This window comes from Thalassospira permensis NBRC 106175 (assembly GCF_000714555.1).
In the GTDB taxonomy this organism is placed as follows: domain Bacteria; phylum Pseudomonadota; class Alphaproteobacteria; order Rhodospirillales; family Thalassospiraceae; genus Thalassospira; species Thalassospira xiamenensis.
On sequence record NZ_AUNC01000041.1, the window covers coordinates 1 to 11,207 of the forward strand.

General features: G+C 54.6%; 8 protein-coding genes and 1 pseudogene. 6 read left to right on the plus strand and 3 right to left on the minus strand.

Translation table 11 applies throughout. The features are described from left to right. Positions 1 to 252, plus strand: a pseudogene (locus SMB34_RS16535) (energy-dependent translational throttle protein EttA); the annotation flags it as partial. Between the two features lie 122 nt (positions 253 to 374). Here SMB34_RS16535 and SMB34_RS16540 read toward each other — a convergent pair. Continuing rightward, complete coding sequence (locus SMB34_RS16540) at positions 375 to 1,022, minus strand: MlaC/ttg2D family ABC transporter substrate-binding protein (protein ID WP_233495338.1); 648 nt, start codon at positions 1,020 to 1,022, stop codon at positions 375 to 377. A 14-nt stretch (positions 1,023 to 1,036) separates the two neighbouring features. Then, a complete protein-coding gene (locus tag SMB34_RS16545; protein ID WP_240478855.1) occupies positions 1,037 to 1,822 on the minus strand; it encodes an MlaA family lipoprotein in 786 nt (261 codons plus the stop codon). A gap of 305 nt (positions 1,823 to 2,127) precedes the next feature. Here SMB34_RS16545 and SMB34_RS16550 point away from each other — a divergent pair, with 305 nt between their 5' ends. The 4 genes from SMB34_RS16550 (at position 2,128) to metH (ending at position 7,877) form a co-directional block, all read left to right on the plus strand. After that, complete coding sequence (locus SMB34_RS16550) at positions 2,128 to 3,105, plus strand: ArsR/SmtB family transcription factor (RefSeq protein ID WP_037991716.1); 978 nt, start codon at positions 2,128 to 2,130, stop codon at positions 3,103 to 3,105. Between the two features lie 76 nt (positions 3,106 to 3,181). Next, on the plus strand, positions 3,182 to 4,084 hold the full coding sequence (gene metF / locus SMB34_RS16555) for a methylenetetrahydrofolate reductase (protein WP_051682354.1): 903 nt from the start codon (positions 3,182 to 3,184) through the stop codon (positions 4,082 to 4,084). 38 nt (positions 4,085 to 4,122) lie between these two features. Beyond that, complete coding sequence (locus tag SMB34_RS16560) at positions 4,123 to 5,196, plus strand: homocysteine S-methyltransferase family protein (protein ID WP_051682355.1); 1,074 nt, start codon at positions 4,123 to 4,125, stop codon at positions 5,194 to 5,196. A gap of 35 nt (positions 5,197 to 5,231) precedes the next feature. Further along, positions 5,232 to 7,877, plus strand: coding sequence for a methionine synthase (gene metH, locus SMB34_RS16565; RefSeq protein ID WP_037991718.1), 2,646 nt, complete (start codon positions 5,232 to 5,234; stop codon positions 7,875 to 7,877). Positions 7,878 to 7,942: 65 nt separating this feature from the next. On the opposite strand, the gene SMB34_RS16570 is transcribed toward metH, so the two are convergent. After that, positions 7,943 to 9,187 carry a multidrug effflux MFS transporter gene (locus SMB34_RS16570; RefSeq protein WP_007089787.1) on the minus strand — a complete coding sequence of 415 codons (1,245 nt, stop codon included), beginning with the start codon at positions 9,185 to 9,187 and terminating at the stop codon, positions 7,943 to 7,945. A 299-nt stretch (positions 9,188 to 9,486) separates the two neighbouring features. On the opposite strand from SMB34_RS16570, the gene SMB34_RS16575 reads away from it, so the two are divergent. Continuing rightward, positions 9,487 to 11,207: chloride channel protein (locus SMB34_RS16575; RefSeq protein ID WP_051682356.1), on the plus strand; the 1,721-nt coding region annotated here is incomplete at its 3' end.

An 11,207-nucleotide genomic window follows, 5' to 3' on the forward strand; every position in this document is an offset into this window, starting at 1 on the left:
GATCTTGATGTCGATACGCTTCGCGCGCTTGAAGAAGGTCTGCTGGAATTTGCCGGCTGTGCCGTGGTTATCTCGCACGATCGTTTCTTCCTTGACCGTATCGCGACCCACATCCTGGCTTACGAAGGCAATTCGCATGTCGAATGGTTCGAAGGCAACTATCAGGAATACGAAGCGGATTATAAACGCCGTTACGGTGACGCGGCCGACCGCCCGCATCGCATCAAATACAAGCCGCTGACGCGCGGTTAACAATAAAAGGCCGCCCACTTTCCTGCCGGGCGGCCTTTCATTATCCCCATCGGGGGATGCATTAAAAAAAGCCACCGGAAAATCACCGGTGGCTTTTGATTTCCGTAACGGTCGTGACGGAGTTATTTTCCGACTTTTTCGCGCAGATTTTCGGTCAGCGCAGAGACCTTGCCGCCGTTTTTCTGGATGACGGCGGTGAATTCGTCGCGCTGGGTGATGCCCATGCTCAGCCCTTCGACGGTGACGTCGATGATTTTGTACTCGTCGCCAAATTCACGCAGACGCCAGATAATCGAAACCGGCGGGCCGTCCGGGCGGACAAACTGCGAATTGACGAAGGTATCCTTGTTCTGCTGCTTTTCGTCGCCGACAACGAACTGCTCGCCATTGAAATCCTTGAACTGGCTGGCGTAGTTAAGCGCCAGATAGTCCTGAAGAAGATCGGCGAACTCGTTGAGTTCTTCCTCGGAGATCGAGCGCCAGTAACGTCCCAGAACAAACCGGGAAATCACATCCATTGCGAAGTAACGGTCCATCAGGGCAACAAAGTTCTGCCGACGGGTATCATTGCTAAGCGACTGGTCGGTCAGGCCGATAATCGCTTCATTCGCAAGAGTCTTGATTACCTCGGATGCGTTGCTGCTTACAGCGACCTCTACCGTCAGGGACGGCGCGGTGTTTGCATTACCTGCAAATGCAGGACCGGCCAGAAGGCCGGTCGCGCTAACGATTGCTGCCGCCAGTGCGGGAATCGTAAATCTGCTTTTCATGTTCAATCGAACCATTAATTTGCCGCAGCTTCAACCGCATCATCGAAGTCGGCAGAAGCGCTTTCGTCTTCGAAATTCGGTGCCGAAGGATCTGCACCGTTCCGAATGGCGGCGTTGCGTTGCTGACGGTACAGGCTACGCAATGCAGCATAATAGTCAATCGACGTCTGTTGCAATTCGTTGAGCTGGTTAAGCGTGCGATAGCGTGCGTCAAGTGCGGTCAAAGCCAGCGAACCAAGATAGAGATTATCAAGGGTATCGCTGTTTCGGCTGCCCCAGGTCATCGGGTTTGCCACGTAATCAACGGCAATGCCGGTCGTATCACGCAAGTTCGACGGACCAAGCAGCGGCAGGACGATGTAAGGACCGCCGCCGATACCGTAATGGCCAAGAGTCTGGCCGAAATCTTCTGAATGATATTCGATGCCGAAATCGGCAGCCACATCATTGAAACCAAGGAAGCCGATTGTGGTGTTCATGATGAAGCGCTGAACAGTGTCAGCCGCCTGATCAGGTTCCCCTTGCAGCAGCGAGTTCAATGCATTCACCGGCTCGCCGATGTTGCGCACAAAACTGCGGACAGCGGTTTTTACCGGCTGCGGTGCAATGTCGCGATACCACATGGCGGCTGGGTAAAGGACCATAAAGTCTACGGCACCATTAACCCCGTGCACGACCCGGTTCACCGGTTCGAGAGGGTCATAGTCACTCATGTCCTGTGCCGGCTGGGTGGACGCGCATGCTGTCAGCATGGACAGAGATGCACCAGCGCACAGCGAAAGCAAAGTTCGAAGCTTCATTATTTTTTGCCAAACGATTTTCGATACAAACTTTCCCCGACCCCGAGACGTTTTTGAAATCGGGATTTCAAAAACGCTACCTGTCCTGTTGCCCGCGAAGAAAACACGACCATGCATCGCGCACGTCTCAGATACCAATGTGGTTAGCATAGGGAAAGTTTAAACACCAGCACACAAAATTATGTGCCCGATCAATGGGATTTGGCGTGTTGCTTTTTTGCCATACCCCTTTGGGGTGGGTAAATAGGTCTTGATTAAATATAAACATATCTTTATGTCTTTGCAGAGTTAGCGGAGGCAGCGAAATGGAACAGGTTCTTGCAAGGTTACGCGCGGCGGCAGAGGCGACACGTCTTCGCCTGCTGGCGATCTGTGCCGAATGCGAACTGACGGTCAGCGAGATCACCCAGATCATCGGGCAGAGCCAGCCGCGTGTGTCACGTCATCTGAAATTGCTGTGCGAAGCCGGTTTGCTTGTCCGATTCCGTGAAGGGACATGGGTTTTTTATCGCACACCCAATACAGGTCCGGGGGCCGAACTGTTGCAGCCGGTTCTTGATCTGTTGCCCCGCGATGATGAAACCCTCTTGCTTGATCGTACCCGGCTTGAGCAGGTCAAGGCGCAGCGCGAACAGATTGCGACGGAATATTTCCGTGCCAATGCCGATGACTGGGATCGAATCCGGTCACTTCATATCGACGAAGCGGTGGTCGAACGGGCGCTTGTTGACGCCATCGGCGATCTTTCCGGGGGCCGTATTCTTGATATCGGGACCGGTACGGGCCGGATTCTGGAGCTTCTGGGCAAAACGGCCGAAGAAGGTGTCGGTGTTGATATGTCGCGCGAGATGCTGGCGGTCGCACGCGCACGCTTGCAGCGCGCCGATCTTTCGAACTGTCTGGTAAGGCAGGCCGATATGTATCAACTGCCTTATCCGGCCGGAATGTTTGATGTTGTGACCCTGCATCAGGTGCTGCATTACGCCGAACGCCCCGAAGCCGCCATCGCCGAAGCTGCCCGCGTTCTGGCGCCTAATGGCAGGCTGGTGGTGGTTGATTTTGCAACCCATGACCGCGAAGAACTGCGTGAAGAGCACGCGCATCGGCGGCTTGGCTTTGAAGACGGGGCGATCAATACGTGGTTTCGCGCATGTGAACTTTCGCCCGGCGATGTCATAAGCCTGCCGGGCAAGCCCCTGACGGTGCGAATCTGGTCTGCACATGCGTCCGCAAAGGAACAGAAGTCGCAGATAACGAACAATCATAACGAAGCTGCCGAGTAACAAACCGGCAGCTTGATACCATAATAATGATGAATAACGACCCGTTCCACCGGAACGACAAGACAGGATTAAAAGAATGACGGTTAAAAACGACATCGCACCACAGGGAACATCCCGCAGCGATTTGCGGATTTCGTTCGAATTCTTTCCGCCGAAAACGGAAAAGATGGAAGAAACCATGTGGCGTTCGATCCACCGTCTGGCCCCGTTGAACCCGTCTTTTGTTTCGGTAACCTATGGGGCAGGCGGGTCAACCCGTGACCGCACGCATAGCAGTGTCACCCGCATTCAGGGCGAAACCGGCATTCCGGCGGCCGCCCACCTGACCTGTGTTGGTCACACCAAGGAAGAAATTGAAGGTATCGCGCGCAACTACTGGGATGAAGGCATCCGTTCGATTGTTGCCCTGCGCGGTGACCTGCCTGATGCGGGCGATAAATATGTGCCGACGCCGGGGGGATATCCTTATGCGGTTGATCTGGTCGAAGGGCTTAAGCGGATTGCGGATTTCGATATTTCGGTTTCGGCCTATCCGGAAACCCACCCGGATGCGCCCAGTGCCGATTTCGAAATCGAATATCTTAAGCACAAGATCGATGCCGGTGCGAACCGCGCGATCACGCAGTTCTTCTTTGATAACGAGGTGTTCCTTCGATTCCGTGACAAATGTGTTGCTGCCGGGATCACCGCACCGATTGTGCCGGGTATCCTGCCGGTGACCAATTTCGGATCGCTTTTGAAATTTGCCGATATGTGCGGGGCATCGGTGCCCAAGCGCCTGCATTGGCGGTTTGAAGACCTTGACGAAGATCCCGATACGCGCCGCATGGTCGCCTTCCACGAAGCCATTTCACAGGTCGAGGGCCTGATGGCCGAAGGTGTTACCGAATTCCATTTCTATACGTTAAACCGTGCCGAACTGACATATGCCATCTGTCATGCGTTGGGTATTCGCGGTGTTGCACAGGCTGCTGCCTGAACCACCCGCCAGAAACCCTGCATGATCAAAACGACTGGATGACGATGATGAATGACCGCAAGGAACGCATTGCCCTGCTGCGTAAACGGGCCGAAAACAAAATCCTGATCCTTGATGGTGCGATGGGTACCATGATCCAGAAGCACAAGCTGACCGAGGAAGATTATCGCGGTGAACGCTTTGCCGACTGGAAACAGGATGTGAAGGGCAATAACGACTTGCTGTCATTGACCCAGCCAGACATCATCAAGGATATCCATCTGCAATATATTGCCGCGGGTGCGGACCTTCAGGGGACCAATACCTTTAGTGCGACGACGATTGCGCAGGCCGATTACGGCATGGAAAGCCTTGCCTACGAGATCAATTACGAAAGTGCGAAAATCGCGCGCGCGGCCTGCGATGAATGGGAAGCCGCCCATCCCGGCGATGTGCGCTTTGTCAACGGTGCCATCGGCCCGACCAACCGCACCGCATCAATCTCGCCCGATGTGAACAATCCGGGTTTCCGCGGGGTTAATTTTGATCAGCTGCGCGAAGCCTATAAGGAAGCTGTGAACGGTCTTCTGGATGGCGGGGCGGATACGCTTCTGGTGGAAACCATTTTCGATACGCTCAATGCCAAGGCTGCGTTATTTGCCATCGACGAAGTGCTTGAAGAACGTGGTGAAGATGTACCGGTTCTGATTTCGGGCACGATCACCGATGCCTCTGGCCGGACCCTTTCGGGGCAGACGACCGAGGCGTTTTATAATTCGGTCCGTCATGCCAAGCCGTTCTCGATCGGGCTTAACTGTGCATTGGGGGCGGCACAGTTGCGCCCCTATGTGCAGGAACTGTCGCGCATTGCCGAATGCCGTGTTTCGGTTTATCCCAATGCGGGCCTGCCCAACGAGTTCGGTGAATATGATCAATCGGATGCCGAAATGGCGGCCTTGGTCAAGGAATGGGCCGATACCGGCATGGTCAATCTGCTGGGCGGGTGCTGTGGCACGACGCCGCCCCATATCAAGGCGATTGCCGATGCGGTGGCAAATGCGACCCCGCGCAAATTGCCTGTGATTGAACCGAAAATGCGTCTTTCGGGCCTGGAACCATTCAACGCCGCCTGATGCCGGGAAGCTGAAAAAAGAGATCGAACAGACCCATGAGTGACATTTCAAGATTCATCAATATCGGCGAACGCACGAACGTCGCAGGATCGATCAAGTTCAAAAACCTGATCGTCGAGGAAAATTACGACGCAGCCCTTGAGGTTGCCCGTCAGCAGGTCGAAAACGGCGCACAGATCATCGACATCAATATGGATGATGCGATGCTGGATGCCGAAACGGCGATGGTCAAATTCGTTAATCTTCTGGCGGCCGAACCCGATATTGCCCGCGTGCCGATCATGATCGACAGTTCCAAATGGAACGTGATCGAAGCCGGTCTGAAATGTCTTCAGGGTAAGGGGATCGTCAACTCGATCAGCCTGAAAGAAGGCGAGGAACCCTTCATCAAGCAGGCACGCCTTCTGCGCCGTTATGGTGCCGCCGTCGTCGTGATGGCATTTGATGAAAAAGGCCAGGCCGATACCGTTACCCGCAAGATCGAGATTTGCGAACGCAGCTATCGCGTGCTGGTCGACAAGGTCGGCTTCCCGCCCGAAGATATCATTTTCGATCCGAACATCTTTGCGGTCGCGACCGGGATCGAGGAACACGATAATTATGCCGTCGATTTCATCGAAGCCTGCAAGCTGATCAAGGAACGCCTGCCATACGCCAAGATTTCCGGCGGTGTTTCCAACGTTTCCTTCTCGTTTAGGGGCAACAACCCGGTCCGCGAAGCGATGCATTCCGTGTTCCTGTATTATGCAACGCAGGCCGGTATGGATATGGGCATCGTCAATGCCGGTCAGCTGGTCGTGTATGAGGAAATCCCGGCTGAATTGCGTGAACGGGTCGAGGACGTGATCCTGAACCGTCGTCCGGATGCCACCGACCGTTTGCTTGAAGTTGCCGAAAAATACAAGGGCACCGGCGGGCCGGAGAAAAAGGCTGATCTGGAATGGCGCAAAAAGCCGGTTAATGAACGATTGGCCCATGCGCTGGTCAATGGCATTGCCGAGTTCGTCGAAGAAGACACCGAAGAAGCCCGCCAACAGGCTGATAAGCCCCTTCACGTTATCGAAGGGCCGCTGATGGATGGCATGAATGTGGTTGGTGACCTGTTTGGTGCGGGCAAGATGTTCCTGCCGCAGGTGGTCAAATCCGCGCGCGTAATGAAAAAGGCCGTTGCTTACCTGATCCCGTTCATCGAGGAAGAAAAGGACGGTGTGCGCGAAACCAACGGCAAAATCCTGCTGGCGACGGTCAAGGGCGATGTCCATGACATCGGCAAGAACATCGTGGGCGTGGTCCTGCAATGTAATAATTTCGAGGTCCTTGACCTTGGCGTGATGGTGCCGACCCAGAAAATCATCGAAACCGCCAAGGCCGAAAAGGTCGACATGATCGGTCTTTCTGGCCTGATCACGCCATCGCTTGAAGAAATGACCTATGTCGCGGCCGAAATGGAACGCGAAGGGCTCAATATCCCGCTTCTGATTGGTGGCGCAACCACATCCAAGGTCCATACCGCGGTCAAGATCGCCCCGAACTATAACAAGTCGGTGGTTTACGTGATTGACGCATCGCGTGCGGTGGGGGTTGCAAGCCAGCTTGTATCTGAAACCCACCGGGAACGGTTCGCCGCCGAAATCCGTGCGGAATATATCGCGATGGCGGAAAAACACGCCGCCCAGCAATTGCAGAAAAAACGTTTTGCCATTGCGGACGCACGCGCCAACAAGGTGCAGCTTGATTGGGATGCCTACGATATTCCCGCACCGGTCAAACCGGGCATTACCCGGTTTGAAACCTTTGATCTGGCCGAACTGGTTGAACGGTTTGACTGGAAACCGTTCTTTGAAACCTGGGAACTGCATGGCCGTTTCCCCGATATTCTGAATGACGAGAAAGTCGGCGAAACCGCGCGTGGTCTTTATGAAGACGCCAAGGCGATGCTTAAACGCATTGTTGATGAAAAATGGTTCAAACCCTGTGCGGTTGTCGGCATTTGGCCAGCTAATTCGGTTGGTGATGATATCGAAGTTACCCCGGCACCCGATCAGAACGAACCGGTGATGCTGCGCACGCTTCGCCAGCAGATGTTCCGTGAAAACAACAAACGTCCGAACCGGGCCCTTGCTGATTACATTGCACCAAAAGAGTCGGGTAAAACCGACTATATCGGTGGTTTTGTCGTCACCGCCGGGCCGCAGGTCGAAGAAATCGCCAAAAAGCTTGAAGCCGAGCATGACGATTACAACGCCATTCTGGTCAAGGCGCTGGGTGATCGCTTTGCCGAGGCCTTTGCCGAACGCATGCATGAAAAGGTGCGTAAGGAACTTTGGGGTTATGCGGCGGATGAAAACCTTCCGAATGCGGAACTGATTGCCGAAAACTATCGCGGTATTCGTCCGGCACCGGGCTATCCTGCCTGCCCGGAACATACGGAAAAGCGTACGCTGTGGCAGTTGCTTGATGCCGAAAAGAATGTCGGTGTCAGACTGACCGAAAGCTGTGCCATGACCCCGGCATCCTCGGTCAGCGGGTTCTATTTCGCCCATCCCGAAGCCAAATATTTCGGTCTTGGCAAGATCGAACGCGATCAGGTCGAAAGCTATGCCGAACGCAAGGGCATGACTTTGGCCGAAGCCGAACGTTGGCTGGCACCAAACCTGAATTACGATCCGCGTCAGGCGTGATCGTACAGAACCAAAAAAGCCCCGCAGCTTTCCGGCTGCGGGGCTTTTTTACATTTGGTTGCTGATCAATGCGTCGCGTGGAAAAACTTCCCGCGTTCGGTGATGCCGACAATGATGATGGCCAGCACGGCAAGAGCCAGATAGCCGCCCACCAGCGGGATCACCGTGCCATTGAACTGCTGACCGATGATGCCGCCCGCGACAACGCCGATCAGGGTGCTGTAAACCCCGATCATCGAGGATGCGGTACCGGCAATCCGGCCTACCGGTTCCATCGCCAGCGAATTGAAGTTTGGCATGGTCATCGAAAAGCAGAAAAGTGTGACCGTAAGACCCACACCAAACACCGGAAGCGGCGGGGTACCGTCAAAGGCAAATGCAATGCCCAGATTGATCAGGCTGCTGATTGCCATCACCAGAAGCCCGCCCTGGGAGAGTTTGTGCATGCCGATCTTGCGCACAAGCCGGGCATTGACGAAGGATGAAACGCTCATGCAGGCGGCGATCATCCCGAACACCAGCGGGAACCAGACGCCAAGTCCGTAAACCTCGGTTTCGAAAATCTGCTGTGCCGATCCGATATAAGCCATCAGACAGGCAAACATCAGCCCCATCGCCGTTGCATAACCCAGCGTCTGGCGGTTGGTGATGGTGGTTTTGATATCGCGCGCAATCCGGCTGAGTGACAGTTTATGCCGGTATTCCGGATGCAGTGTTTCGGGCATCCGCAGGCTGTACCAGACGGCAATAATGATCGCCAGCACAAGGGTGCTGACAAAAATCATGTGCCAGTTGGCAAGGGCCAGGATCAGGCTGCCCGATGCCGGGGCAAAGACCGGCACGATGATAAAGATCATCATCACGAACGACATGACACGCGCCATTTCGCGGCCTTCGAAACAGTCACGCGTGATCGCAATCGTCAGGACGCGCGGGGCCGCCGCGCCAAGTCCCTGAACGAAACGCGCGATCAGAAGGTGGTCATAACTGTCGGCAAAAATCGCCATGACCGTGCCGATGGCATAAATCGAAAGACCCAGCATCAAGATGCGCTTGCGGCCAAAGCTGTCGGCCAGCGGGCCATAAACGATCTGCATCAGGCCAAAGGCAATCATGAAGACATAGATCAGCAACTGCATGCGGTTGCCGTCTTCGATGCCGTAATCGGTGGCAATCGGGCCGAATGCCGGTAACAGGTTATCGATCGAAAGCGCGACCAGACCAATCGTGATCGCCATCAATACCACGAATTCGACAAAACCGGGGAGCGGACGGGCGATGGTGGCGCCCGATTTTTGACTTTCAGTCATTTATCGGAAGTCCTGAAAAAGGAATTTGTTGTTGTGTGCGGCCAAGTCCCGCCAGCCAAAAGGCCTGTATTGCAACAAACATGCGTTATTTTTCGTTGCAAGATCAATGATGGTTTTTTGAAAGGCAGGTCATTCCCCACTCAAAACAGCATTTTGAACGAACAAAGGTCATCATTTGTGCCTGAAAAATGCTGATAGTGGCAAAAAATATTGGATTTGCCGACCTTTACCTTTTATTCGCAGGAACTTGTAATCATATGATCACATCCTGTTTCACCCGTTCCCGCCGGTAACCCGATATGGCCGAAAAGCTTTTCAAGTCCAACCAACTGCTCAGTCAACTGCGTCGCCTTGTCAAAAGCGAACAGCTTGTGCTGTCGATACTGGCATTGGTGGTCGGGGCCATGGCCGGGGGCGGAACAATCGTGTTTCGCGAAGGATTGCTGTTTTTTCAGGCACTGGTTTATGGCACCGGGGACGAGGCCCTTCATCACTATCTTGTCGATCTGCCATTCTGGCATCTGATGGCGGCCCCGACACTGGGCGGACTTTTTGTCGGCATATTCATCTATAAATTTCTGCCGGAAAAACGCCCGCACGGTGTTGCCGACCTGATTGACGCGGTGGCCTTTCACGATGCGCGCATGTCATCGCGTTGCGGGATCAAAAGCGCATTTGTCAGTGCTGTATCACTGGGGGCTGGATCGTCACTGGGCCGAGAGGGACCCGTTGCCCATATGGGGGCATCCTTCGGTGCGTGGCTTGCGCGGATACTGCATTTACGACGCGGCGCTTCGCGTACTTTGCTTGGCTGTGGTGTTGCATCGGCGGTGGCGGCATCGTTCAATGCGCCGCTGGCCGGGGCCTTGTTTGCCCATGAAGTTGCCCTTGGTCACTACGCATTAACGGCATTTGCCCCGATTGTTCTGGCATCTGTGACCGGCACGATCATAACCCGGCTTTATTATGGTGCCGATGTTGCCTTTTTGCTTCCCGCCCACGAAATCCAGTCCTTCCTTGAATTTCCGGCTTTTATCCTTTTGGGCATCACCGCGGGAATTACCGCAATCTGCGTAACACGCGCGATACCGGTGGTGCAGAAGGCCGCCAAGGCATCCAAAATTCCGCTTTGGTTACGGCCTGCGGTGGCGGGGCTTGTGATTGGTGTCGTTGCGATCCAGTTTCCCCAGATTGTCGGGGTTGGATACAGCGCAATGAATGATGCGCTTTACGGTGCTTATGACTGGTCATTCCTGATGCAGCTTTTGTTTATTAAGGCCGCGATGGTCGCGATTTGCATCGGTATGGGCTTTGCGGGCGGCATTTTCAGCCCCGCCCTTTTCCTGGGGGCGATGCTGGGCGGGGCTTTCGGGATTACGGCAACGGCAGTTTTCCCCGACCTTTCATCGGGCTATGGTGCTTATACGCTGATCGGGATGGGGGCGGTCGCCGCTGCCATGCTGGGAGCACCGATTTCAACCACCCTGATGATGTTTGAGCTGACGGGCGACTATGCCCTGACCATTGCGGTGATGGTGGCATCGGTGATTGCATCGGTCATCATGGATCAGTTTCAGGGCGGGTCGTTTTTCGCGTGGCAGCTTAAATGCAGGGGGCTTTCAACCCGATGGGGCCGGGAGGTCAATTTGCTGCGCATGATGAAGGTCGCCGACATCATGAAGGCGGAATACGAAACCGTGCCGCTTGTCGAAGGCATGCCGGGAATACGGGAAAAACTGATTAACGCACCCTATTCCGAACTGTTTGTTGTTGATGATGATGGCCGGTTGCATGGCACGATCACACTGGCAGATCTGCGCCATGCCGCATTTGACCCGACGATGGGCGAAGAAGTTACCGCAGGCCAGGTCGCCCGGTCCAAGCCGCCGGTCCTGCTTAGGACCGACAGTATCGAAAAGGCCGTGCGTTTGATGGAACAAACCGGCGAGGAACACCTGCCGGTGATCAATAACGACGAAGAACGCCTGATGGTGGGTTTCGTCCATGAAAAGGACGCGAT

Excerpts from the sequence above, each read along its gene's own strand:
- SMB34_RS16540 (WP_233495338.1), bottom strand. The coding sequence starts at position 1,022 with ATGAAAAGCAGATTTACGATTCCCGCACTGGCGGCAGCAATCGTTAGC.
- SMB34_RS16545 (WP_240478855.1), bottom strand. The coding sequence starts at position 1,822 with ATGAAGCTTCGAACTTTGCTTTCGCTGTGCGCTGGTGCATCTCTGTCC.
- SMB34_RS16550 (WP_037991716.1), top strand. The coding sequence starts at position 2,128 with ATGGAACAGGTTCTTGCAAGGTTACGCGCGGCGGCAGAGGCGACACGT.
- metF (WP_051682354.1), top strand. The coding sequence starts at position 3,182 with ATGACGGTTAAAAACGACATCGCACCACAGGGAACATCCCGCAGCGAT.
- SMB34_RS16560 (WP_051682355.1), top strand. The coding sequence starts at position 4,123 with ATGACGATGATGAATGACCGCAAGGAACGCATTGCCCTGCTGCGTAAA.
- metH (WP_037991718.1), top strand. The coding sequence starts at position 5,232 with ATGAGTGACATTTCAAGATTCATCAATATCGGCGAACGCACGAACGTC.
- SMB34_RS16570 (WP_007089787.1), bottom strand. The coding sequence starts at position 9,187 with ATGACTGAAAGTCAAAAATCGGGCGCCACCATCGCCCGTCCGCTCCCC.